At 28.7% G+C, this 24,586-nt stretch carries 24 protein-coding genes; 13 read left to right on the top strand and 11 right to left on the bottom strand.

The features are described 5' to 3' along the window. Positions 1-429: 429 nt before the first annotated feature. The 11 genes from B0A67_RS24035 to B0A67_RS23985 are packed head-to-tail and all read left to right on the top strand — an operon-like array spanning position 430 to position 9,459. Positions 430-1,179, top strand: a complete 750-nt coding sequence (locus B0A67_RS24035) for a ParA family protein (protein ID WP_072965163.1) — start codon at positions 430-432, stop codon at positions 1,177-1,179. After that, positions 1,172-1,561 carry a hypothetical protein gene (locus tag B0A67_RS24030; protein ID WP_072965164.1) on the top strand — a complete coding sequence of 130 codons (390 nt, stop codon included), beginning with the start codon at positions 1,172-1,174 and terminating at the stop codon, positions 1,559-1,561. The genes B0A67_RS24035 and B0A67_RS24030 overlap by 8 nt, the downstream gene beginning before the upstream one ends. A 17-nt stretch (positions 1,562-1,578) precedes the next feature. Next, positions 1,579-2,226, top strand: coding sequence for a hypothetical protein (locus tag B0A67_RS24025; RefSeq protein ID WP_072965165.1), 648 nt, complete (start codon positions 1,579-1,581; stop codon positions 2,224-2,226). A gap of 17 nt (positions 2,227-2,243) precedes the next feature. Further along, entirely contained in the window at positions 2,244-2,543 is a 300-nt protein-coding gene (locus B0A67_RS24020; protein WP_072965166.1) for a hypothetical protein, read from the top strand. A gap of 12 nt (positions 2,544-2,555) precedes the next feature. Then, positions 2,556-2,861, top strand: coding sequence for a hypothetical protein (locus B0A67_RS24015; protein WP_072965167.1), 306 nt, complete (start codon positions 2,556-2,558; stop codon positions 2,859-2,861). A 2-nt stretch (positions 2,862-2,863) separates the two neighbouring features. Further along, positions 2,864-5,329: a TraG/VirB4 family ATPase gene (locus B0A67_RS24010; RefSeq protein WP_072965168.1), complete on the top strand. Its 2,466-nt coding sequence runs from the start codon at positions 2,864-2,866 to the stop codon at positions 5,327-5,329. 6 nt (positions 5,330-5,335) lie between these two features. After that, positions 5,336-5,857 (top strand): hypothetical protein, encoded by a 522-nt coding sequence (locus tag B0A67_RS24005; RefSeq protein ID WP_072965169.1) that lies wholly within the window; start codon positions 5,336-5,338, stop codon positions 5,855-5,857. Positions 5,858-5,862: 5 nt separating this feature from the next. Continuing rightward, complete coding sequence (locus B0A67_RS24000) at positions 5,863-6,888, top strand: hypothetical protein (protein WP_072965170.1); 1,026 nt, start codon at positions 5,863-5,865, stop codon at positions 6,886-6,888. Between the two features lie 7 nt (positions 6,889-6,895). After that, positions 6,896-7,519 carry a hypothetical protein gene (locus tag B0A67_RS23995; protein ID WP_072965171.1) on the top strand — a complete coding sequence of 208 codons (624 nt, stop codon included), beginning with the start codon at positions 6,896-6,898 and terminating at the stop codon, positions 7,517-7,519. Between the two features lie 7 nt (positions 7,520-7,526). Then, complete coding sequence (traM, locus tag B0A67_RS23990; RefSeq protein ID WP_072965172.1) at positions 7,527-8,567, top strand: conjugative transposon protein TraM; 1,041 nt, start codon at positions 7,527-7,529, stop codon at positions 8,565-8,567. Continuing rightward, complete coding sequence (locus tag B0A67_RS23985) at positions 8,557-9,459, top strand: DUF4138 domain-containing protein (RefSeq protein ID WP_072965173.1); 903 nt, start codon at positions 8,557-8,559, stop codon at positions 9,457-9,459. Before traM ends, B0A67_RS23985 begins: the two co-directional genes overlap by 11 nt. On the opposite strand, the gene B0A67_RS23980 is transcribed toward B0A67_RS23985, so the two are convergent. The 7 genes from B0A67_RS23980 to B0A67_RS23950 all read right to left on the bottom strand — a co-directional run bounded on the left by B0A67_RS23980 (position 9,460) and on the right by B0A67_RS23950 (position 14,754). Next, on the bottom strand, positions 9,460-9,870 hold the full coding sequence (locus tag B0A67_RS23980; RefSeq protein WP_072965174.1) for a hypothetical protein: 411 nt from the start codon (positions 9,868-9,870) through the stop codon (positions 9,460-9,462). 183 nt (positions 9,871-10,053) lie between these two features. Beyond that, positions 10,054-10,374, bottom strand: a complete 321-nt coding sequence (locus B0A67_RS23975; protein ID WP_072965175.1) for a MutS N-terminal domain-containing protein — start codon at positions 10,372-10,374, stop codon at positions 10,054-10,056. 160 nt (positions 10,375-10,534) lie between these two features. Then, positions 10,535-10,777, bottom strand: coding sequence for a hypothetical protein (locus B0A67_RS23970; RefSeq protein WP_072965176.1), 243 nt, complete (start codon positions 10,775-10,777; stop codon positions 10,535-10,537). Between the two features lie 764 nt (positions 10,778-11,541). Then, the gene (locus B0A67_RS23965) at positions 11,542-11,847 is read right to left on the bottom strand and encodes a hypothetical protein (protein ID WP_123887473.1); all 306 of its coding nucleotides are present in this window, start codon (positions 11,845-11,847) and stop codon (positions 11,542-11,544) included. Positions 11,848-11,863: 16 nt separating this feature from the next. Further along, positions 11,864-13,960, bottom strand: coding sequence for a type IA DNA topoisomerase (locus B0A67_RS23960; protein WP_072965148.1), 2,097 nt, complete (start codon positions 13,958-13,960; stop codon positions 11,864-11,866). Between the two features lie 5 nt (positions 13,961-13,965). Continuing rightward, complete coding sequence (locus B0A67_RS23955; protein WP_072965149.1) at positions 13,966-14,418, bottom strand: hypothetical protein; 453 nt, start codon at positions 14,416-14,418, stop codon at positions 13,966-13,968. A gap of 30 nt (positions 14,419-14,448) precedes the next feature. Further along, positions 14,449-14,754 (bottom strand): hypothetical protein, encoded by a 306-nt coding sequence (locus B0A67_RS23950; RefSeq protein ID WP_072965150.1) that lies wholly within the window; start codon positions 14,752-14,754, stop codon positions 14,449-14,451. A 66-nt stretch (positions 14,755-14,820) separates the two neighbouring features. Between B0A67_RS23950 and B0A67_RS23945 the strand changes: the two genes are divergently transcribed. Then, positions 14,821-15,045, top strand: a complete 225-nt coding sequence (locus B0A67_RS23945) for a helix-turn-helix domain-containing protein (protein ID WP_072965151.1) — start codon at positions 14,821-14,823, stop codon at positions 15,043-15,045. Continuing rightward, positions 15,042-15,524 (top strand): hypothetical protein, encoded by a 483-nt coding sequence (locus tag B0A67_RS23940; RefSeq protein WP_072965152.1) that lies wholly within the window; start codon positions 15,042-15,044, stop codon positions 15,522-15,524. The genes B0A67_RS23945 and B0A67_RS23940 overlap by 4 nt, the downstream gene beginning before the upstream one ends. 90 nt (positions 15,525-15,614) lie before the next feature. Here B0A67_RS23940 and B0A67_RS23935 read toward each other — a convergent pair whose 3' ends face one another. The 4 genes from B0A67_RS23935 to B0A67_RS23920 form a co-directional block, all read right to left on the bottom strand. Beyond that, positions 15,615-21,803 carry a TraQ conjugal transfer family protein gene (locus B0A67_RS23935; RefSeq protein ID WP_072965153.1) on the bottom strand — a complete coding sequence of 2,063 codons (6,189 nt, stop codon included), beginning with the start codon at positions 21,801-21,803 and terminating at the stop codon, positions 15,615-15,617. A gap of 12 nt (positions 21,804-21,815) precedes the next feature. Continuing rightward, on the bottom strand, positions 21,816-22,358 hold the full coding sequence (locus B0A67_RS23930; protein WP_072965154.1) for a conjugal transfer protein TraO: 543 nt from the start codon (positions 22,356-22,358) through the stop codon (positions 21,816-21,818). A 155-nt stretch (positions 22,359-22,513) separates the two neighbouring features. Further along, on the bottom strand, positions 22,514-23,290 hold the full coding sequence (locus tag B0A67_RS25445; protein WP_072965155.1) for a M23 family metallopeptidase: 777 nt from the start codon (positions 23,288-23,290) through the stop codon (positions 22,514-22,516). Continuing rightward, positions 23,290-24,586: DUF3991 domain-containing protein (locus tag B0A67_RS23920; protein ID WP_089069585.1), on the bottom strand; the 1,297-nt coding region annotated here is incomplete at its 5' end. The genes B0A67_RS25445 and B0A67_RS23920, both read right to left, overlap by 1 nt.

Below are 24,586 nucleotides of genomic sequence, written 5' to 3'. Positions count from 1 at the left end.
TTCCAAATTATCGAGTTTACGAAGATAATTTCAAGGGTTTTTGTCGGACAAAAACATACCTTGCTATTTTCCTTTGAAAACAAATTTACTCAATTTATTTTTAACTTTACCTTATAAAATAATATTTAAAAAATCATTAATAATTTAACGGTTTTACAATGTTACATTAGTGTTGAATTACATCTTTACAACATTATAAAAATACTACTTTGTAGAATAACAATATTATAGTAATGTCATATTACAATATTGTAGTATTGTAAAAAAATAATATTACTGTATTACTTTTTTACAAATAAACAAATAGACAAAACTACTAATTAGTAAAAAAACAAATACACAAACAAGTATATAATACTACTTACAAATATTTCTATTAATATATTTGTATATTACTATTTTTATTAGTATGTTTACAAAAAAATAATTATGGTAACAAAATATATTTCAGTATCTTCATCAAAAGGAGGAAGTGGAAAATCTACAATAACTTCGATTTTATCTACTGGCTTACTTAGTCATTTAAAACGACGAATAGCAGTTGTTGACATTGACCCACAAGAATCTTTGATTGATGCAAGAAAGGCAGAATTAAAGGAAATAGATAATAATCCGCCAAAAAGCAATTCGTTAATCTATCAAACAATTTTAAAAAACAAAGAAAATACAAATCAATCATTTCCTGATTTTTTTAAAATGAGTTTATACGATGATTTTGCTATTATCAAACAAAAATTAGATTCACTAAATGGCAAATATGATTTCGTTTTTTTAGATTTCCCTGGCTCATTAAATATTCATTCTAACACTATCTTGCTTTTAAAGGAACTTGATTATATATTTATACCTTTTTATGTTGATAAAAATAGTAGAAGTGCCACTTTTAAATTTGCTCACTCTTTAAAAGAACTTAAAGGAAAAGGAATGTTAAAGGCTGATTTCCATTTGTTTTTTAATCAATTTAATGGTTATACTGGTAAAAACGGAAGTAGTTTTAAAGTAATGAGAGATTTTATGGAATCAAAAAAATATCCTTTATTAAAAAATGCTATATATAGCAGTCCAGAAATCGAACGTTATAGTACAATTGTTCCGATAAAAGTAGGAGCAGGGATAAAAAATCCCTATCATTTACTTGAAGAAATTTATAATATTTTAAATCTTAATCAAAATGAGTAAACCAAAAATCAATTTTGCTGACTTAACAGGAGGGGAAACAAGTTTTGATATTACAGGTGATGCGTCTCCACAGGAAATTAGCAATTCAAATATTTTAAGCCCCGTCAATAACGACTTAAGCATTAAAAAAAAGTCTAAAACAAAAGAATTTGAATATAAAAAAATATTTGACAATTCTTTATCTGAATATAAGCAGTTAAAAACAACGGCTCAACTTTATGAATATAATATGAATAAAATAAACTTACTTGCATCTTTAAACAAAGACAGTAATAAGACCGAAATTATAAATTATATTATTAACGATTTTTTTAATAGAAACTCAGATGAAATAAAAGAAGAGTATAAACTTGCTTCTATTGAGTTTAACAAAACACTATAACTTAAAATATTTTAATTATGAATGTAGCATTTAATCTTAATTATCTTTTAGTCTTTGGTTTGCTAATTTGTATTGTGATTTTGGTTTATATTTTAATAAAACATATCTTTGTTACAGAAAATTCTCTCCAAAAAAAAGAAGCTACGGTATCTTCTAGTAAGGAGAATGAATTTTCTGTACCTAGTAATATAGACTTTTTTAAAAAACACACACAAATTATAAACAAATCAAATATTATCACGCACAAAGAAAATAATATAACCTATCAGTTTATTGATTTGGGCGATAAAATATTAATTATGGAAGAATCTTTTTTTACTCCTGATCAAAGCTCTATAGAAGCTGAAAAAGCAATACTTAATGAAAAAGATATTGTGCTAAATTTTGAAAGTGATAATTATGTGCCTGATAATTCAAATATAAGTTTAGTCTATGAAAATAGTATTTTAAATGAACCTGTTGCTTTTGATTTATCTAATGAAACAAATCAATTTATAGAAAGTGAAGCTGAAAAAATACAAAATGAAATTGCTAATAGTGTACATGATTATGCAATTAATGTAGAAGAGGGGTCTTTTATGGAAGATTTAAACGCAGAATTTGACGAAGCAGAAAGACAAGCTATATCTGATTTGGATAATGAACTTAATAAAACCGATTATTAATTATATATTTTAAAACTATGAAAAAAAAGAACATTATTTATTATTTATCAATTGCCATGATTTTCTTGCCAATGATTACATACGCTCAGCAAGGAGGTGGGGATTTAGTTAGCAAAATAAATACTTGGAAGGCTACTCTTCTTCTAGTGTCTAGAGCTGTAATTGGTTTAGCTGCAATTGGTGGTGGATTACATACTTACTTCAAAGTTCAGGCTGATGATGGGGGTAGTGGAAAAAAGGCTATTGGTAATTTTATTTTAGCTTTAGTTTTTGCAGCATTGCTACAAGGTATTATTGAATTTTTCTTAGCAGAATAAAAAAGGAGGGATATGGAAGAAAAATCTAAGGGATATGTTATCCATAAAAAAATAAATCAGCCAGCTAGAATAATTGGATTGTATTATAATACTTTTTTTGTTTTTGTTCTAGTTTCAGCTATAATTATAATGGGGCTTTCTTCCAAATTCGCCCTTTTTGGAATACTCTACGGTGGCATATTTTCTATTGTTATTTATTTCTTTTTGTTTTATTATCAAACAAAATATGGTCCAAAAAAAATCGCCAAAATTGTAAATAATTTTTATAATCCTATTGATTTTATTAAAATGAAAAAATCAATTAAAAAAATGTATTAGTTATGAATTTTGATAAAATTAATCCGATTCATTGTTTTGAAGATAATGCAATTTTGACAGAAATAGGGGATGTATCTTTTTGTTACAAACTTAATTTAGCAGAAATAAATACAGTCTCCGTTGATAAATATAATTCTTTACATACTGCTTTACTCCAAATGATGTTAGTATTGCCTGCTAATGTTTTAATTCATCGTCAGGATGTTTTCGTAACAAAAACTTTTGATTCGTCAACAGTATTTGATATTAATGATGATTTTTTCGATAACTCAATTGCAAATCATTTTAATAAAAGAAAATATCGTGAACAAAGCAGTTATCTCTACGTTACTTTTTTAGATACATTGGGATTTAAAAGAAAACTTTCAGGAATAAAATATTTTAATAAAATACCTGATAAAAAGGTATTTTTAGATAAAATAGATTCTTATAAATCTTCTGTAGAAAAAGCGATTGCAACAATATCAGATGATTTTGTAATTAAAAAAGTTAGCGATAGAGAATTAATCAATCTTGTTGATTCTCATTTTAATGGTTATGAAACTAACAAGGTGGTTTCACCTCATTTCAAACCAAAAATGACAATCGGTAATAAGCATTTTAGAATCTACGCTTTAGATGAAGACATTAATCAACGTGATGGAGAAATAGATTTGGCATTAGTTAATGAAGCGGATTCTTCGGAAATGTCAAAAATGTATAACTGCTATATGTCAAAACTTGGTTTCAATTTTGATTGTGATCACGTTTTAAACAGCTTCATTTTTTATGATAATCAAGAAGCTCTTAAAAAAGAATTAGAAGCCAATAGGGCAAAAGCTAAAGGTATTGCCAGTTTAAAATCAACAAATGAAATTTCAAGCAATCGTTTAGCAAATTTTTTAGATTCTGTAGAAAAAGAGGGAAAAAAAATAGTTAGAACTTGCTTTAATATTACCATATTTGATGAAAATGAACAATTTTTGAAAGAAACTGAAAAAACTCTACAAGGTACTTTTGGTAGATTAGGAATTGTTCCAACAGAATATGATTATTTAGATTATCCTTATATCTTTATTTCTAATACACCCGGGTGTGGCGGTTATATGCCTGTGGAATATACTTTTCTTACTATCGCAGAAATAGGATTAATTTATACTCTTTTTGATGGAAATTCAATTTCTTTTGAAAATGAAAAAGGTTTTATTTATTCCAATCGAAATAATAACATACCCTTTAAATTAGATACATTTTTTAAACCTTATGAAACAAAAATAATTGATAATAGAAATTATATTGTAATTGCGCCCTCTGGAGGAGGAAAATCTTTTGATTCTAGATCAAAAATTTACCAACAATATATGATGGGTTTTGACCAAATTGTTATCAATATTGGAGGTGATGATAAGATGGTTAGGTTGATTAACCGAAATGGAAATAATGATGCGGTTTATATAAAATATGAAGAAGGGCAAACCTTACAAATTAATCCTTTTTATGTTGAAGAATCAATAACAAATGATAAAATTGAATTTTTAATAACGTTTGTTTGGCTGCTATGGAACGGGAAAAGAGATGCAAACGGAACAGAACATTCAATCTTAAATAAAATTATTAATTTTTATTACGAAGTTGATTTAGAAAACAAAAATGATAAAGGGCATTTTATTATTAAAGGAAATAAAGATTATTCTTTAAACTCTTTTTTCTCATATGTTGTGGAAAATAAAGAAAAAATAAAAGAGTTTTACAATAATTCTACTAATTTATTTGATGTTGATTCTTTAATTATAAATCTTGAAAAATTTGCTGTTGGCAATTATTCAACATTATTTTCAAAAGGTAAACCCTCTTTATTTGACAAAAAGAAATATGTAGAATTTGAGCTTGACAACATCAAAGATCATCCTTTTTTATTCACTATTTTTTCTATGCTTATTTCAGATATAACTTTTAATACGATGTGGTCATTAGAGGGATATAAAGATTTCTTTATAGATGAAGCTTGGAAAATATTAGAGAAAAAAGATTCTGGGATGGCGTTACTTTTAAAATATCTTTATAAAACTATAAGGAAATTTGATGGTGGAGTAGGCATAGCTGTTCAGCAAATAACCGACTTAGCAGGGGATGAAATTGTAGAGAGTGCTATTCTTGGGAACTGTGCCATAAAACACATATACAACCATAAAAACGTGTTAGACTCTGTGCCAAGATTGAAACAAAAACTGTCTTTAAAAGATAGTGATGTAGCTCAATTATTATCTATAAAAAACAAACAAAAATCAGATTTTGCAGGAGACAAAATTAGATATTCTCAAAAACTTTTGATTTTAGGCTCAGAATTTTCCAAAGTAGTAAATATTGAAACATCACCTGAATTTGCCGTTATATTTGATTCAGAGAAATCAAGACTTAAAAAGTTTGATGATATTTATTATCAATCTAATAACAACATTGAAGAAACCGTAAAAACATACCTAAACTAAGAAATTATGAAAACGATTAAAACAACTTTATTTTTAATTATTTTATTAACCTCAAGCCTTTCTTTCTCTCAAGGAGCAATGTTAGTTAGTGACCCAGTAGGGTATGCGCAATTAGTACAAAATGCGTCTAATACTTTACAGACTTTAAAAACCGCAAAAGAAAGTTATGAAATGGCAAAAGAGATATATACTACTGCCAAAAAAGTAAATGATGCTTTTAAAAGTGCTAAAGTATGTGGGCAAATTCTTGATAACTTAGAGGGTACTTATAATAATATTTCATCAGTTCCTAGATTAATAAATTCTATCGAACACTCTACAATCAGAAAGAATTTATTAAGAGCTACGGATGATTTGACAGCAGATGTAGATGTTTTTAGTGAATTGTCTGCAACTGTCGTTTCTGATAATGTTCTTTCAATGAATGATGCTGAGCGATTGAGTGCAATTACAAGCTTATATCAAAAATCAAAAGATTTACGAGAGAAATCAGAACAATTAATAAAAGTGATTAACCGTTCAAAATAATTATTATGGAAACAGGATTTAATTTTTCTGATATATTGTCTGCTGTTGATTCTGTTTTGGATAATTTCAAATTGACAGACACTTTAAATATTATTTTACAATCTTTATGTGCTATTGTTGTTGTTTGGCAATTTGCACAAATAACAATACAAAATTTATTACGAGCTGGTGAAGGCTTTGCTTTTGAAAATTATAAAAAACCCGTTTTTTATCTTATAATGATTGCAGGCTGGCCATTATTACAAAGTTTCATATTAGATGCCTCAAAAGGAATCGCTCAAACAGTTGTAGAGCAACAAAAAACAGCGTATGACGTTAACTCTAAAAACTTCGCCAAAGTCGATGATGTTTTGAAAGAGATAGAAGACAGAACCGCTATAGTTGAACAATTGGGTTCATCCGATAATATCGGACCAATTGACTATGTGGCTTTTCAAATATCTATTTTGGATGATAAAATTACGATTTCTGCACTTCAATCTGTTTATAAAACCTCTTTAGTATTTGATTCTTTTTTATATGTTATGTTTTATTTTTTTAGCAAATTATGGCTTAAAATAACACTTTTAGGTGGGGGAATAGCTTTTACTGTGTCATTATTAACAGGTGGCTGGACTGTTCTTATTAATTGGGCTAAAACAGTATTATCTATAAGTCTTTGGATTCCTTTATCTGCTTTACTCATGACTTTAATTAATTCAATACTAATTAAAATCTTAAATGAAATGTTACCCGAGTTTCCTGTAGGAACAAGTGTTTCAGGTGCAGATTTAGTAGGTGGTTTATCTTCTATATTAGGAAACTTAGTTTCTTTTCTCTTAATATACATTGCTTTAACGCTTATATTTATTGCTTTTAAAATTATCATATTAGCAAAAGTACCTGCAATTGTAAGTGGTTGGGTAGGTGGAGGAAACTCTGTTGGAAGTGGTTTTGCTTCTGCTTTTATACCTTTAGCTGTCGCCAAATCAGCTACAAGTGCAGCTACAGGTGCAGCAACAAGCGGAGCAAGTAAAGGTTTTTCTAAATAAATAAATTATGGAACAAATAAAGAACAATTACAATTCAATTAATAAAGTAGTAAATGGATATCGAAGCTTTGCTTTAATTGTTGTTACTTCATCTCTGGTTTTAGTGTTATTTTTATGCTTTATGATCTATCAAGTATCAAATAATAAATTATTAGTTGTAGATGGTCAAGGGGATATATTATCTGCTTCAAAATCATCTGAAGATGCAGTTTTTAAAATTGAAGCTGACAATCATATAAGGCTTTTTTATGCTAGATTTTTCAGTTATGATAAAACAAATTATAAACAAAGAGTTGAATTAGGTTTGGCTTTATCAGGTAAATCAGCTATTACGCTTTATGAAACCTTAAAAGCTAAAGGCTGGTACGATAAAATAATAAATAATGATTTAATGATTGAATCATATGTACAAACAATTCAATTTTACCAACAAGATGGCAAAGATTATTTTCAAACTAAAGGTTTTCAAAAAGTAATAAGAGGGGATATAACAGAACTTAGAAATTTAGATCTAAAAGGTTCTATTTCTAAAAATAGTTCGGGTAGAGTTTTAGAAACAAACCCACACGGTTTAATAATCGATGATATTGCAATTTTAGATAACTCTGTAGTCACGGCCACACCAAAATAAAAAACTAATGGAAGTAAATAAAAATATAAATAAAAAAAATATAATCGTAATTGCTGTAGCTATTGTAGCTGCTATATTGGTTCTTGTATTTGTTTTTACAAATCCTTTAGAAGAAAACAAAAGCGCAACAGATAAAGTAGTTCTAAACGAAAGTGGAGAGGCTTCCTATTTAAATTTATCTGTTCCTAGTTCCAATCAAAAAGAGGATAGTTTATCGATGCTTGAAAAATTGGAAAAAATAAAAATGGACAGCTTGAACAGAGCAAAACTTAATTCAACAGGATTACAAGAATATGAAGTAAAAAAGAATAGTGGAGCTTCAAATGAAAATTATAACTCTTTAAAACCTAAAGAAACCACCTCTAATCGTGAATCATATACAAGTTCTACCACAATAAACGAAAAAAAATATAGTTCTGCGCCTAAAAAAACCAAATTCGCTAATACAACAGCTTCAAAATCATATAGCGAACCCGTATTTGATTCCTGGGATAAACCATCTGAGAAAAGTTCTTCAATTGAAAAAACAGGTACAGTAGAAAAAACAAGCGGTTTTTTTAAATCAAAAACTACTAAATCAACTACCGGAACAAAAACAAAGAATGATAATGCAATAAGTATTTTTGCCAGCGTACATACAAATCAAACAATTAGAAACAACGAAAGAGTTAAATTAATTACTACAAAAGAATTTTATTATAAAGGCAAAAAATATGAAGCAAATACGGTAGTATATGGGTTTGCTAAAATTCAGCCTAACCGATTATTAATTGAAATAAGTAAAATCAATCAAACTGACATAAAATTAGACGTTTATGATTCAGAAGATTCAGGAAAAGGTCTATATATCTTAACACCAAATCTTAATGCGAGTTTACAAAAAGAATTAAAAAAAGAAGGAATTGTACAAGCTGATGATTTAGGTAATTTAGGTTCTATTCCTTTTTCAAAAACTATATTAAGCGTTTTTGAAAAAAAGGTAAAAGAAGAGAAAGTTGAACTTTTAAACAACTACAAAGTAATAATAAAAATAGCAGATGAAAAATAATATATACATAACTTTATTTTTAATTTTTCCATTTCTAATAAATGCTCAAATTAAAGTAGGAGATAAAAAATATACTACGCTCATTTTTGAAAGTAATATCATTTCAGGAATCGTTTCAAATAGTGATTTTGATTTTGAATTTAACGAAGACTCTCCTGAAAATATGGCTTTGTTAAAAGCCAAAACAAAATTGGCAGAGGATACCAGTTTAATAGTAAAAACTGAAAACGGTACTGTATTCAACATAAATCTTTTGTATGGAGCAAACGAAAAAAACATATTAATTATCCCTGATAGTTTAGGTGTAAAATTAAACTACAGTTCAAAAAATATTAAAGGAAAAGAAAATGATACTTTGTCTTTTAAAAGCAAAAACGGTGATGTAAATAAAAATATAAGAGAGAATGATTATATTGTAGGGAGTACCGTAATTAATGATTCTGAGAATACAAAAATAAAATGTTATGAGTGTGAAAATTTAGTAAAAAACAATAATAGTGTTAAGCGTGTTTTTGACAAGCTATATAATATTACTATACGATTCGACAATGTTTACTATTTAAAAAATAAACTTTATTTTGTTTTAACTTTTAAAAATGAAAGTGCGTTAGATTATAGCATAAATTACATAAAATCGTATGTCGAAACTGGAAATGAAAACAAAGCTTCTTCTGCTCAATATTTAGAAAAAAATCCTATTTTAATATACAACCTAACACGAACTATAAAAGGAAATTCTGAAAAAAGATTTGTCTTTGTTTTCGATCAATTTTCAATTGACAACAATAAAAAATTAACTTTTGAGGTAAATGAGAATGGAGGAGAAAGAAATTTAGTTTTAGAGATACCACATTATTTCATCAATAGCCCAAAAAAAATAAACATAAAATAATTAGCCAAAAACAGAATTATCGATTATTATTCTTAAGTCGTTCAAATCTTTAGACATGGCTTGATATTTTTCTTCAATATTATCAACTATCTGTACTACAGTTTGGTCAATTTCTAACTGCTTAAGAAGTTTAGGTTGATTGTTATTATTTTCTAAAAGCAACCATGACGGATTTATGTTCTTTTTTTTGTATAAATAATTCAATAAAAGAATATATTTTTTTAAAGATATTTTATTGTCTTTTTCAAAAGAAGAAAGTAGTGGCTGCGAAAAAAATAAATTTTTATATTGTTCTTTTCCAAATTGAATCAGGATATATTCATTTATTTTTTCACAAAAATATTCCTGTGATTCTTCAAAAACAGAAATTCTTATCTCTTTAAATCTATTTCCTAAATGGCTTGAAATCATTACTTATAAAGACTATTAAATTATATTATTTTATTACAAATATATAATTAATTATCGCTATTTAGTGCAGATTATTATAGAACCATTTAAAGAACAAGTAAATAATGTATATAAACGAATACTTAGGAAGTGACCAAAGTATTGAAAAGAAAGTTCTTATAATTTTTCCCATGATGTTTAGTTTTAAATAAAATTAATTGTTAATTGAAATCCCTCAGTGTCCTGAACTTCTTCCATGATAATAAATTTAAAATATCTTGTTATTTTTTTTACAAGTGTATTTAAATAATCCTCGGGGAAAGCAACCCAGTTAACATCATTTAGAGAAGTAATACGGTGTAATCCTAAATATTTTTCTAAAAAGTCAGCATCTCTTAAAAATGCTTCATAAACAATATCCTTTGCATCCCCAGTTTTAAAAACAATAACTGCATCAGGATGTTTAGCATTAAAATATCTTACTGTATTTAAAAATTTATCGTTGTCTTTGTCAATAAAACTCATTTTCTTCTGCTCTTATAATTAGTTTATTTTTGCCGTATTTTTTGAGTTGGCCAATTCGACACCAGTTGCTTATTTAACGTTATTTTTATTTTCTTGAGTAAATCCTTGGCATTTGTTTTAACGTTGTTTTGACCTGCTGTAGAAAAGATCCGAAAGCCATTTACACGTTATTTATCCATGCAAAAAATTCTTTCAATTGATGAAGTTTATTTTTAAGAATAGAATGTTTTTCTTTTTCATTACTTAATTCAAGTTTAAGCTTTTCGATCTCTTTTAATTTTATAAGATAGTTGACAACACAATACTCAACAGCTTTAGAATTGGTATTAATATCAAATTTCTTTTTTATTTCGTTTACTTGTTTTTCAAATTCTTCTGAAATGTTTCTTAAATCAATATTCATAGCATTTTGTATTACTAGGTTAGTGTCTCATATCTTACTTACGTAAAGATAAGATTAATATATTAATTATCCTAATTATATAATTAATATATTGAATTTAATTTTGTTAAATTTTTAAGTACTTTTTTCTTAGCCGACACTATTCTTTTCCTTTAATAAATTTTTAAGCATCGTATTTTTATTTACAATTAATAAATCATAAGAATCACGTAATTTTTGAGTTGGCCAATTCGACACCGGTTGCTTATTTAACGTTATTTTAATTTTCTTGAGTAAATCCCTGGCACTTGTTTTAACGTTGTTTTGACCTGCTGCAGAAAAGATCTGGAAGCCATTTACACGTTATTTAAAAAAATTAATTTATATTTTTTATGAAATGGTTTTCACCAATTCATAAAAATACTTCCTTGTTTTTGGTCCTGGACAAATTGGCTTTTATGGCCAAGATTTGTCCAAGTCCAAAAACCCGGTAATGCTAAGAAAATGGGAGAAGAAGAGCTGTAACTTTGAAAGTGTTTTTTTTCAAAACTTTTTCAAATTACAAAAGAGGATTTTCTAAGTGTTATACTTTAGGTGAGGACTGGACAAAAAAAGACAGCATTTCTATTTGTAGCTGTCTTTTTTTGTCGTGTCCGGCTAAGCGTTAGGGATAGTAGCGATTGTTTGAAATCTTTTTTGAGGTTTTTTCTTCCTCAAAAAAATTGAGTGCGGATAGCCCGACCCAAAGGGAACGTCATAATTATCGAATTTCTTTGCAAATTGTTTTAATTACGAATTGATTTAATATTAAAATAAGCGTTTATATCATCTTGTTTATATTTATACCCAACTAATATCATTGAAGCAATAAATTGCCCGTTAGAAACATACTTTCCTATATAATTTTCACATTTATGTTTAAGTCCATAAGAAGAATGCCTTAAATTAATTGTTGCACGAGGAGTAAGCTCTGCAACAATATAACCTTTAATCTCAGTAAGCAAAGAAATGTCTATTAAATCATTATCTACTATTTTTTTGTCACTAAAACCATTCATTCCTAAATTTTTTGGTAATTCAATTTCTTTCATAATTTTCAGATTTATATTATTTTTTAGCAAATTCAAATTTAGTTTTAAAATTTACGTCAAAAATCAGAAAAGCTTCAAAATGTCTATTGGTCTTAGAGGAAACAAAATTCTTAATCAAATTCGATTTATTAGTCTTTAAAAGCTTCACAATATTGGTATCAGAAACTATCGTAGAAGCAATTTTAGTAAAAATAATAAAATCACAATTTTCATTTTTGCATTTAAAAAACACAGAGCCTTTAAAAACATCACCTGATTTACACTTAGGGCATTTACAAACAGGCTCAGAAGCATTGTTTTTTTTAATTTGAACTGCAACGTCAGAAACATTCATTTCTTTAATAGAAGCGACTACATTAGACGTGTAATTTTGAATTTCCTTATTAAAAACAGTCCTTTGATAATTTCCATTTTCAATATGCAGCAATTTTTCCTCCCATGTACCCGTTAAATCAGGTTTGGCAATATCTAAATCTTTGACAAGGGAATAAACACTTAAACCGAGCTTGCTCGGAATTAACTTTCTTTTATCCCTGTCGACATATTTACGTGCAATTAAAACCTCGATAATAGAGGCTCTTGTAGCTTCTGTACCTAAACCGTTTTCTTTCATTGCAGAAGAAAGGTTTTTATCATCTACTAATTTCCCAGCATTAAGCATTGCTTCAAGCAAAGAACTATCATCGTGAACAGGCAAAGGCTTTGTTAGTTTTGAAATTATCTCTTTTTTAATAACCGATACACTTTGACCAACCGCAAGTAATGGTAATTTTTGTTCCTCTTCTTCTTTTTGTTCATTAGAAGCATCGATAGAGCCTACCACTCGCCAGCCTAATTCTTTAACAACCTTACCGGTAGAAATAAATAACCCTTTTTCAGATTGAAAAGTAATTTTAGTTGCTGTTTTAATACAATTAGGAAGAAAAGCTTCAACAAAACGAGTAAGAATTAAAAAATATAATTCTTTTTCTGATACAGAAAATTGTTCAACGTCAGGAATATTTTCTGTTGGAATAATTGCATGATGATCTGAAATCTTATCATTATCAAAAGGTCTTTTAGATAATGGTGAATTAAGCAAAGAAGAAACAATATCTGTTTTAAAATCTATAGAAATTAAATTAGAAAATAACGCTGGAATTTCAGAATAAAAATCATCACTAAGATAATTGGATGATGTACGAGGATATGAAATAATTTTATGTTTTTCATAAAGCTGCTGCGCTATATCAAGCGTTTCTTGCGCAGTAAAACCCAATTTTTTATTAGCTAATTTTTGCAATAAGCTTAAATTAAAAAGTAAAGGAGGTGTTTCGTTCACATCTTTGGTAACCAAATCAGTAACAATTAAAGAATTAGGTACTGTATTAATTACCAATTGAGCTTCTTCTTTAACATCAAAGTTTTTTTCAAAAGAAGCAGTAAAATTAAAATTAGTATTACTTAAAGGAGAAAGAAACAATTGCGGTGTAAAATAAGGTTTGGCGATAAAATCCCTATTAGCTATAAAACGTGAGCAAATAAGAGCTAATGTAGGTGTTTGTACACGTCCTAAAGAGAGTAATCCACCCGTTGCAACTTTAGCTGTTAAGGCAATGGTAGCATTCAAACCAACAATATAATCGGCTTCATTACGAGCCTTAGCAGAATAAAATAAATCATCATAATCACTTCCTTTTTTTAATTCAGAAAAACATTTCACCATAGATTTATGAGTAAGTGAAGTCATCCACAATCTTTGAAAAGGAACAGAAGATTTCGTAAGCGCATACACATATCTAAAAATTAGTTCTCCTTCTCTTCCTGCATCAGTAGCACAAATAATCGATTTAGAATTTTTAAACAAATCAGAAATAACTTTAAATTGTTTACGAACTCCGGCATCATCTTTAAGTTTTAAATCTAACGAAGTTGGGAAAAAAGGAACTTCTGAAAGTTCCCATTTACCACTAAAACCCAATTCTTTAAAATCTTTAATTTGTGCTAAATGGCCAAAAGCATAAGTAACAAAGTAGCCATTTCCTTCATAATAACCGGGTTTCTTTGCATCCGCTTTTAAGAAGACAGCTATGTCTTTGGCAACGGATGGTTTTTCTGCTATAACTGTAATCATACGTGTTAATTTGAATCGTTTAAATCATTTGTAAATTTGTCGTCATAAGAAACGCTTTTTCCATCGCTTGTTTTTACTGTAAGGGTATAAGGCTGATTATCAAAATCCATAACATCTTTATTTTGGTCACTAGCTACATAAAATTTATAATAACCGTCTCTTTCAGGTATTGTTTTAATTGTAAAATCTCTATTCTTTTTTTTAATATTATCAAATACCCTTATACTTATTTTTGCAGATGTATTTGTTGGAACAATTGACGGACTAAAAGATAGTTTATACACATAAATATTTCCAAAATGTTCATCATCAGATTTACGAGGATCTTTTGTAATAGAAACTCCTGTTTTAATATTAGAAGAAATATTTGATGAATCATTAGAAGATTTAGAATTTTCCTTGCAGGAAGAAAATAAAATTATAATTAAGCTTATAGATAATAGTTTAATTTTTTTCATATTGTGTGGGTATTAAATTTTAATAAACGATTATTTAACATTAACAAACTTCATTTCAGCTTTAAGGCTTTTTACTTGCAACTTAAAAATTTCACTACTCCTTTCCTGCTGTGCTTTTAAGGCAATATGATGTATCAATCTATACTTCACACTATCTTGTTCGTAAAGATCGTTTACGATAGGAAGTAATTCTCTTTCAAAAGTTGCTTTAGTCATATCTTTTGAGGAAACCATAACATTAATTTTATTTACGGCTTCGGGTTGGGTTAGTTCTTTCTTACAAGAAATTAGACAAGTAAAAAACAAAACGGAACATAAAACATAAGATTTTTTCATAGTAAATTATTTTTTATCAAATATATATACTATATTTGCACTATACAAATATGATATGTTAATTTTATGAAAAAAGCCACAATTCAAGCAATTCAAAAACTAAAAGAATTTTTAGGAATTAAAACAGATTATGAATTGGCAAAGATTTTGAATGTTACGCAAAGTACAGTAGCACGGTATAGCAAAGGAAACACATCTATATCGATAGATAAATTAAATGAATATTGCGAAAAAGAAAATATAGAGTTAGAAATAAATTATAAACCAATAAATAAAAAAGAGAATATATGAAAAAGATTATAAGAGTATTAGGAGTTACATTATCTGTATTAGTTTTAGTATCATGTTCTAAAGATGAAAATAATGATCCGACTACAGAAGTAACAGAATCAAATTTAAAAGGAACTTACAAATATACTTCTGTAAGTGTTCAAGAAGCTGTTGATTTGAATGGAGACGGAGTAAAAAACAATGATTTAAAAAAAGAGGGATATAGAACCTGTACATTAGACAATAATCTTGAAATTACTGAAACAAATTATTCCTTTATTATGAAAGGTGTTTCTTGTTCTGCTGATGAAACCAGCTTAGTTTTTACGTATAAATTAAATAAAGATGAAAAAACAATAACTTTATATGATAAAGGTGTATTTGCAGGAGAAATAACCAAAGTTGATTTTTATAATTTTAATGGTTTAAAAACATATAATTATCAAGTTTATGATGATAATTTAAAACAAAATGTTGCCTACGGAATGGAAGCCATTTAAATAATATAAATTAAATTTTTTAAGAACTAAAAAGGGCCGCTAAAAATAGCAGCCCTTTTTTAATACCTAACGTTTTAGTATTAATTATGTTTATTGGAAATCTGATTCGACATTTGTAAATGTTCCTGTATATACAATAGAATAACCATTGCTATCGGTTGCCGTAAGCGTATAAGATTGTCCGTTAAACTCCCAATATTCTGACAGCTCCCATCCTTGATGCTTCATATTAATGTAACCATCAAAATTATGAACAAAATTAGTAAGGAAAAAAGTTCTTAATGCGTTTCCGTGATTTTTGTCTTTAACCTCTAATTTAACCTGAGCTAATGTAGCGGTCGGGTCTATTTGTTGAGTAAATGACAATAAGTAATCGTAATCTCTGTCACAAGCTCCTCCTCCACAATTATAAGAACCTCCTGTTCTCATTCCTGTTCGGATATTGGTAAGAGTAGGTTTTCTATAAGAGTTAACATTAATATTAACTGTTTTAGTTTGTAATGTAACTTTATTTCTAACTGTAAAAGTCACCGAAATATTCCCACCAGTTAAAGGTATTAATGACCTGGTAAAAGTGCCTACTGATACATCATTCCATTGAAATGGCACTAAAGTTGTTCCTCCGTCTTTAATTGTTGCATTACCGTTTGTGATGTTATAAGATAACTCATAACCTGTTCCTGATGATGAAGCTTCTGTAAGTTCAAAATTTAAAGAAGAAGCTTCATTTACAAAACCATTAGGATTAATAACTCCCCCCGTAAAACTAAATTCTGTGTTTTTAATATCTAAAGCGACAGATGAAGAATGTCTAATTCCGTTACTGTCTTGCACTTCAATTAATAGAGTTACACTTCCTGCTGCAAGACCTTTAAAAGAAAATAGGTTATTCCCTAACGCAATTGGAGAATAAGAACCTAACGCAACTGGGTTACCTCCCTTTAACACCTGTCCATTTGTAGCTGAACCATATTCAAAAGAAAATTTAACTTGATATTGTATAGATGGGTCAGGTATTAATTGAGAGATAATTGCATTAATATCTTTGAGTTGATTTACAAATACAGTTCCATCGCCGGTGGTCGACAATGTAAAATCATTATTTATAAATTTTAAACTTACATTAGCTGTTTTTGAGGCGTTTAGCTGATTAGTAACAGTAAATGTTATATTGTGTGTTCCTGCTGTAGCTCCTGTATATGTACCGCTTGAAGCTCCTGCTGAAAATGGTATAAGCTGTCCTGCGGTATAAGTTGTTCCATTATAGGTAAAAGTTCCTGTTCCTGATGTTGAAAACTGTAAATTATATACATCACCTGAACCTCCTGTTTGAATTAAATTCAAATTAATATTTACAGGAGTTCCGGTAACTTGATTATTTGCTGTTGCATTAGCATTGAATGAAAATTCAGAAGCTTTTACATTTACATCAATCAATTGAGTTTTCTCAACCATTGTTGTTTTATTACGTACCGTGAACAATATTTTAACTGAGCCCAAAGTTGTACCAACAAATGTTTTATTAAAATTTCCTACTGTGACAGGTGTCCATACATTTGAATTTTCAATTGTAGCACCATTTTTAACTTGTCCATCTCCATTAGTAATGGTAAACTTCATTTCATAATTTGTTCCTGATGAAATGTTTTCAGTAATTTCAAAGTTAATTGGTGTAGAACCATTTACGTAAATAGAATTGTTTTGAACTGTTCCAGTAAATGTATAATCAATCGGTTTCACATTAAAAGATAGTGTTGATGTATGAATTATACCGTTGCTGTCTTTTACTGTTACTAACACATTTACAATTCCAGAAGCTGTTGATTTGAAAATAGGACTCGTAATACCTTTAGAAATCGTAATATATTGTTCAAAAGGAATATCCGTTGTTCCATCACTTATAACTCCGTTCCCTGTTGTACCTGAAGCTAAAGAATATTTAACTTGGTAAGTAATTGCAGGATCAGGTGTTTGTTGAGACAACGAAACATTAAATGATTTTGAAGCACTTACGTTTAGTGTGCCGTCTCCAGTTGTGGCTAGTGAAAAATCATTATTAATATAAGTCAAACTTACATTAGCTGTTTTAGATACATTATTTTGGTTAGATGCTGAAAAAGTAATACTGTGCACCCCACCTACTGAACCTGTATATTTACCGTTTGATGCTCCAACAACAAAAGGAATAACTTGTCCTGCGGTATAATCAACGCCATTGTAAGTAAAAATTCCAGTGCTTGAAGTACTAAAAATCAATTTATAAGTATCTGTTCCCCCTCCAGTTTGTGCAACATTAAAGTTAACATTTACAGGTGTTTTAGTAATTTCATTATTACTTGTTGCGTTGGCTGTAAATGTAAATTCAGAAGCTTTAACATTAAGTGTAATAGTTAATGATTTTTCAACCAAAGTAGTTTTATTTCGTACTGTAAATAATACTTTTACTGAACCAATGGCAGTACTTGCAAATGTTCTATTGAAACTTCCTACCGATACAGAAGACCAAACGTTTGCATTTTCAACCGTAGCACCGTTTTTAATTTGTCCTGCTCCTTCTGTAATAGCATATTTCATTTCATAGTTAGTTCCTGATGAAATAGTTTCTGTAATATCAAAATTAAGAGGAGTAGCATCATTTAAGAAAATCGAATTGTTTTGTGATGCTCCTGTGAAACTATAATCAACTCCTTTAACATTAAACACTAATGTCGATGTACGAGTAATTCCGTTACTGTCTTTTACAGTCACTAACACATTTACAACGCCCTCAGCTGTTCCTCTAAAAACTGCTGCTGTTGTTCCTTTTGAAATATCTTGATAATCTCCAAAAGCAATCGGATTCGTACCATCTGTTATAATTCCGTTTCCTGTTGTTCCCGAAGCTAAAGAATATTTAACTTGATAAGAAATTGCATTGTCAGGTGTTTCTTGAGATAAGAACATATTGAATCCTTTTTCTGTATTTACATTCAATGAACCGTCTCCCGATGTGGCAAGTGTAAAGTCGTTATTTTTATATGTCAGATTTACATTAGCTACTCTTGAAAGATTGTTTTGATTTGAAACACTAAAAGTTATATTGTGGACTCCTCCTACAGTTCCGGTATATTTACCGTTTGAAGAGCCAATATTGAAAGGAATAACTTGTCCTGACGTATAAGTAATACCATTATAGGTAAATGTACCTGTACTAGAAGTACTGAATATCATCTGATAAGTGTCTGCTCCTCCTCCTGTCTGTGCAATATTAAAATTAACGTTTACAGGTGTTTTAGTGATTTCGTTATTACTTGTTGCGTTGGCCGTGAATGTAAATTCAGAAGCTTTAACGCTAACCGAAACTATTTGTGTTTTTTCTATAAGAGTAGTTTTATTACGCACCGTGAATAATATTTTTACTTCTCCTACTGCTGTAGCTATAAAAGTTTTATTGAAACCTCCAACTGCTACAGGATACCACACATTAGCATTTTCAACAGAAGCCCCATTTCTTATTTCAGCTTCTCCTTGTGAAATAGAATATTTAATTTCATAGTTCGTTTCCGATATAGAAGATTCCGTAATATCAAAATTTAAAGGCGTAGAACCGTTTAAAAAGATAGAATTATTTTGGGCTCCTCCTGTAAATGTATAGCTTATTTCAGCTATATTAAATGCAATTATAGAAGAGTGAATTACACCATTACTGTCTTTAACTTCAACTTTCAAATTAATAATTCCTACTTGTGTTCCTAAAAAAGTTAAAGCTGTGCTTCCAAGTGTAGCGGTTTGAAAAGTTCCAAAAGGAATTTCGTTACCGTCTTTCGAAATTTTTCCTGCTCCGGTACTTCCTGATTGAATTAGATAACGCACTTCATAAGTTGCTGTATCATCAGGAACAACCTGAGATAAATAGAAATTAATCGGTTTTGATTTTCCTAAATTAATTGTACCATCCCCCGAAGTGGATAAAGAAAAATCAGCATTTATAACAGTGTAATTAATCGTTTGAGAATGAGTAATACCGTTGGTATCAGTCATTATAAACTCAATTTTACTTGTTCCGCTTTGATCGGATATAAAAGTATAATTGTGATTCCCTGGACTAATTTCAATTTCATTTTTTAAGGGAGTACCATTGTCTAGTATCTTCCCTATACCTGTAATAGTATATTTAAGTGTATATTTTATACGTGGGTTAATTTGTTCCTGTGAAAGACTTAAAATTAACGCATCAGAATTGTTTTTATAAATTTTAGTATTCGCTTGTTGAATATTAAATTTAAAATCAGATGCAATTACATTTACTTCTTGTATAATTTCTTCTTTTAATCCATTGCTGTCAGTAACTATATAATGAATTTTATGTATTCCTACTGCTGTGGGCTTGTAAATTAATTTAAAAGCTGTAGGGGCTACTGTAATTGGAATACCTTGCTGTAACTCTTTATCGTTCTGAAAGAAAGAACCTGTTTTGCCTGATTCTATTGAATAGGACACATTATAAGTTGTTCCTGCATAATCTCCGGTTGGAACTAGCGCATAAGAAAACACATTGTTTTCATTTACAAAAACATTCTGACTAGGAGTTGGCGTAAAACTAAATTTATTATTAAGTACAACAATTGTAACATCTTTAGAAACAATTTGTCCATTGCTATCTTTTAATTGAAATGTTAAAACAAAATTTCCTGCAACAATAGGTGTAAATTTATATTGAAAAGCACCTTTAGAAACATCAAAAAATTGACCAGCTTCAACGGTAGTTGTTCCATTTTGTAATTTGCCCTCTCCTCCACTTATAAAATAATTCATTTTATAATTTAAATCAGCTGCATTTTGTGGCGTTATCACAAAATTAATAGGGACACCTTGATTTACATAAGTTTGTGTTACACTTGAAACATTAAAAGTTACAGGGGTATGAGCCGAAGCCATTTCAATCGTTCCTGTTCTTTCCTCTCCTTTATTATCTGTTACAACAAAATTAAGCTTATGATTGCCTAACGTTTTAGGAACATATCCAAAGCTAAAAGCTCCTTTTGTAACAACAACAGGTGTTCCTGCATTAATAGTAGTTCCGTTAGAATCCGTCATTGTTCCATCCCCTTCTACTGATTGATAAACTAATTTATAAGTAACTCCATCGCTATTTTGTGCATTTGGAACTAAATTAAAATTCAAAATAGTTTTTTCATTTAGTCGGATTGCTTTCTCTGATGGTGTAGCAGTAAAAGAGAAAGGTACATTTTCTACTGTTATAACAACTGTAGCTTCTTTTGTTTGACCATTACTATCTTTAACTTTAAAAGTTATTGTTGAAACTCCTTTCCCGGTTGGTCTAAATTTATATTGATACGTTCCTTTTACAATTGGAGAAAACACTCCTGCTTGTACAGGTAATCCAGCAGGGTTTAAAATGGTTCCTGAAATACCTTTAGGGTCAAACGAATGAGCTAATTCATAGGTAACATTTGAAGTCCTTGTAAGTTCAGATAAATCAATTGAAATTACTAAATCTTGATTTACATTAACAGAAGTCGTTGCAGCTGTTGCACTTAATGTAAAAGGCACATTATCAACAACTAATTCTATCTGTCTAGTAATTTTTGCCCCGTCTGATGCTGTGGCTGTAGCAGTTATTTTATGTACTCCTAACGTTGTAGGCATATAATGCAGTTCTTTAACCCCGTTTTCTAATACATGTTCTTTTCCAACAAGAATTTCTGTTGTTCCATCAAAAAACGTTCCTGTACCATTTTCAACTAAATAAGAAAATTTAAAAGAATCCGTTTCTTTACGTATTAGAGTAGATGTGATTGCTCCTTTTGCATTAATAGTATATGAACTAAGATTGGGTGTTAATAAAAATGTAAAAGGTGCTAGTTTTGCTTGAAATGTTATTGTTTTAGTTTTAACTACACCGTGATTATCCGCAACTGTTACAATGATTTTATTTGTTCCTACAGTTTTAGGTATATATTTAAATGATTGTTCTAAACTTGATGGGAAAATGTATTTTTCATCATCCTTTATAACAATAGTCGGTGAAGCCGTTTCTAAATAAGATTCTCCTGTTTCAAGAACAAAACTCATTTTGTAAGTTGTTCCATCTACAATTTTTTGAGGTTTTATTGTAACGTCAAAAGGAGCAGTTTCAAAAACAAAACCCTCTTGAGGAACTCTAATATCTAATTCAAAATCAAAGACCTCTTGGATATCAATGTCTTTTGTGCATCCCATCAAAAAAATTAAAATAAATAGGAAGCAGTATTTAAAAAAAATGTAAAACTTTTTCATATAATAATATATTTAATTAGTGTAATATCTTATTCCAACACTTATAAAAGGTATAAATTGACCCAGTGAAGAATTAGCATGATAAAATTCAGTTGCATTAAGAAGTATAGAATAGTCTTCTGAAATATTATATAATCCCTCAACTCCAATAAATCCTCCATAAATAAATCCTGATTCACTTAGAATAACTGCTCCGTTACTAAGTTCTTTATCTCCGTTGTTTATGGCTTCATAACCGAAAACCCCACCTGCTGAAACATTTACGTTAAAATTGTTCAAACGGTCAAAAAATACATTCTTAGAATAACCAAGAGTAACTGTAAAATCATTGTAAGGAATATCAATCGTATCAATATATTTTTCTTTAGCCATAGAACCGAAAACCCCACCGACAATGAAATCATGTCTATTTACTAAATAATTATACGAAAGTGCTACTCCAAACCCGCTTTGGGTAATTCCTGCATTAAACGATACGGCATCCGAATAAGATTGCGCTTTTGATTTTTGTATCAAAAGGCAAAAAAATAAAAGCATTAAAAATTTTCTGTTCATATTAATGTAGGTGTTTAGATTAAAATATATGTTTTTATGTGTTAAAAAAAATTAAATTACTCAGCAAATATATAGATATTATATAATAAAGCCTATATTACTTTAAAAATATATAAAAAATGAATGACTAGAAAAGAAATCATTTTAACAATAAACTAGTCTTCTTGTGGTATTTTTTTGAAAAAACCGCTGACAAAAGTTTTAAAATCTTTTTCGTTTTCTTCTTCTATTAATGAAGTTTTTTCTAAAGTATGTTTCGTCTTAATTGCTGCAATGTTAACAGAAAAAGGGTCAACCTGAACACCGTTCACCCAAAACCTGTAACAAACATGAGGACCCGATGCGTAACCTGTACTGCCTACAAGACCAATTTTTTCCCCTTTTTTAATTATTTGATTTTGTTTTACTAAAATTTTAGACATATGTAAATATTGAGTTGAATAAGTATCATTATGCTTAATTTTTACAAAATTTCCATTTGCTTTAGTATATCCTGTTTTTTCTATTACTCCACCTGCTGTAGCTTCGATAGGTGTGCCATATGGAGCTGCAAAATCTGTTCCTTTGTGAGCTGACCATTTTTTTAAAACAGGATGAAATCTGTTTTTTGAATAAGAAGATGTTATTCTTCCTTTTTCTAAGGGAGACGTTAAAAAATTAATATCCTTATTTTTAAGATCAAAAACAGAATCATTTTTTATAGAATAAAGAACTTTACTATTATCAACAATCGAAGCAGAACTAATAATGGTATCTTTTATTGGTTTTAATTCCTCTTTAGTTTTTTCGGTTTCTTCCGAAGCTTTTTTAAAAAAAGAACTTTTAACTTCAGTTTCAGGCTCTGTCTTTTTTTTAGGAAAAAAAGTCTTCTGTGAATGACAAATTTGCCAACACAAACCTAAACTTAAAATTAAAAATATATTTACTTTCATTATAAAGAATGTCTTTTACTTTGTTGCTGGTTTTTTTTTATTTGCTGCAAATCCTCATTCCAATCTTTATTTTTTGATTTATGATTGAAAAATTTTATATCATTTGCGAAATGGATAGCTTGTACTAAAGGTTTTAAAAAGTGTGACACTTTTTGTTCGTTATTTTTATAGGGAACAAAAAGAATAGTCTCTTTTTCAGTTTGAATTAGCTTTAAACAATTTTTAAAATAATCATGATAATGGGGAGCTTCCAATTTTAATATTAACGACATTTTTTCTACTATTTCCCCGATGTTTATACCCTTTAAGTGGTTCTGAATAGTATACTTTATACAATCATTATCTAAGGTTTTATTTATAGGATTTTCAGCATGATTTTTATTATAAAAATAAACTGCGGTCTCCATATCATAATTATTTCCGTTATAATCATTATCAGTTATACTTGTTATAGTCGCTTTTAATCCCAAGCTTTGATATACATGATAAAGTTTATTTAATTTTTCTTCTGACGTTTGTCCTTCAAATGAGGCATAACATGACGATTTTGCATTATAAATTTCATAATGAGATAGACAGTCTATAACAGATTCACCATAAATAAAATTTTTAGGTTGCTCTACTCTATTGGATATCCAAATATTATCTGTTTCTTCATATACTCTTTTTACATTAGTCTTTTCTTTCGAATTATGATATTGCGTAACAATACCCGTTAATGTGCCGTTTAATTCTGTTTTAACAAAACAAATATTAGCTAATGAATTAGGCTCTGTTGAAGAAACTGGAGATTCTTTTATTTTATTTAAAAAAATCGGATTTGATAATATTTCAGGGTTTATTTTTCTAATATTTTTCAGATATTCTTTGCTCTGAATAGTACAGTCTCTTAAATTAGCTAATTTTAATTTAACAAATTCTTCAATATCTAAATTTTTGATCTTTTGATTTACAGATTCAAATCTAGATTCAAATTGTATATCTCCGTTATAAGATTTTAAAAGAGTAAAGGCTCTTTTAAAAAGTTCTTTGTCGGGTCGTGGATTTTGTGTGATGTTGCTTTCTAATCTATTTATAACAAAATTGATTATATTTCCTCTGTCTTGATTTAAATTAGTATCATTATTATTATATAGCATCGGATTAGACTTAGTTTTTATTCTAATGTGATCACCAGTACTCGGATTCTTTAAAGAAACCCAAGTAGCAGATTCTTTAGCACTTAATAATTTAGTATATCCTCTTTGATAAGCATATTCTAATAAATTAATATTGAGTACATTATTTAAGGCATCA

Source organism: Flavobacterium aquidurense (assembly GCF_002217195.1).
Taxonomy (GTDB): Bacteria; Bacteroidota; Bacteroidia; order Flavobacteriales; family Flavobacteriaceae; genus Flavobacterium; species Flavobacterium frigidimaris.
This window is presented reverse-complemented; position numbering and strand designations above follow the sequence as displayed.

Bases quoted from the DNA above. Each gene is read 5' to 3' on its own strand.
- B0A67_RS24035 (WP_072965163.1), top strand. From the start codon at position 430: ATGGTAACAAAATATATTTCAGTATCTTCATCAAAAGGAGGAAGTGGA.
- B0A67_RS24030 (WP_072965164.1), top strand. From the start codon at position 1,172: ATGAGTAAACCAAAAATCAATTTTGCTGACTTAACAGGAGGGGAAACA.
- B0A67_RS24025 (WP_072965165.1), top strand. From the start codon at position 1,579: ATGAATGTAGCATTTAATCTTAATTATCTTTTAGTCTTTGGTTTGCTA.
- B0A67_RS24020 (WP_072965166.1), top strand. From the start codon at position 2,244: ATGAAAAAAAAGAACATTATTTATTATTTATCAATTGCCATGATTTTC.
- B0A67_RS24015 (WP_072965167.1), top strand. From the start codon at position 2,556: ATGGAAGAAAAATCTAAGGGATATGTTATCCATAAAAAAATAAATCAG.
- B0A67_RS24010 (WP_072965168.1), top strand. From the start codon at position 2,864: ATGAATTTTGATAAAATTAATCCGATTCATTGTTTTGAAGATAATGCA.
- B0A67_RS24005 (WP_072965169.1), top strand. From the start codon at position 5,336: ATGAAAACGATTAAAACAACTTTATTTTTAATTATTTTATTAACCTCA.
- B0A67_RS24000 (WP_072965170.1), top strand. From the start codon at position 5,863: ATGGAAACAGGATTTAATTTTTCTGATATATTGTCTGCTGTTGATTCT.
- B0A67_RS23995 (WP_072965171.1), top strand. From the start codon at position 6,896: ATGGAACAAATAAAGAACAATTACAATTCAATTAATAAAGTAGTAAAT.
- traM (WP_072965172.1), top strand. From the start codon at position 7,527: ATGGAAGTAAATAAAAATATAAATAAAAAAAATATAATCGTAATTGCT.
- B0A67_RS23985 (WP_072965173.1), top strand. From the start codon at position 8,557: ATGAAAAATAATATATACATAACTTTATTTTTAATTTTTCCATTTCTA.
- B0A67_RS23980 (WP_072965174.1), bottom strand. From the start codon at position 9,870: ATGATTTCAAGCCATTTAGGAAATAGATTTAAAGAGATAAGAATTTCT.
- B0A67_RS23975 (WP_072965175.1), bottom strand. From the start codon at position 10,374: ATGAGTTTTATTGACAAAGACAACGATAAATTTTTAAATACAGTAAGA.
- B0A67_RS23970 (WP_072965176.1), bottom strand. From the start codon at position 10,777: ATGAATATTGATTTAAGAAACATTTCAGAAGAATTTGAAAAACAAGTA.
- B0A67_RS23965 (WP_123887473.1), bottom strand. From the start codon at position 11,847: ATGAAAGAAATTGAATTACCAAAAAATTTAGGAATGAATGGTTTTAGT.
- B0A67_RS23960 (WP_072965148.1), bottom strand. From the start codon at position 13,960: ATGATTACAGTTATAGCAGAAAAACCATCCGTTGCCAAAGACATAGCT.
- B0A67_RS23955 (WP_072965149.1), bottom strand. From the start codon at position 14,418: ATGAAAAAAATTAAACTATTATCTATAAGCTTAATTATAATTTTATTT.
- B0A67_RS23950 (WP_072965150.1), bottom strand. From the start codon at position 14,754: ATGAAAAAATCTTATGTTTTATGTTCCGTTTTGTTTTTTACTTGTCTA.
- B0A67_RS23945 (WP_072965151.1), top strand. From the start codon at position 14,821: ATGAAAAAAGCCACAATTCAAGCAATTCAAAAACTAAAAGAATTTTTA.
- B0A67_RS23940 (WP_072965152.1), top strand. From the start codon at position 15,042: ATGAAAAAGATTATAAGAGTATTAGGAGTTACATTATCTGTATTAGTT.
- B0A67_RS23935 (WP_072965153.1), bottom strand. From the start codon at position 21,803: ATGAAAAAGTTTTACATTTTTTTTAAATACTGCTTCCTATTTATTTTA.
- B0A67_RS23930 (WP_072965154.1), bottom strand. From the start codon at position 22,358: ATGAACAGAAAATTTTTAATGCTTTTATTTTTTTGCCTTTTGATACAA.
- B0A67_RS25445 (WP_072965155.1), bottom strand. From the start codon at position 23,290: ATGAAAGTAAATATATTTTTAATTTTAAGTTTAGGTTTGTGTTGGCAA.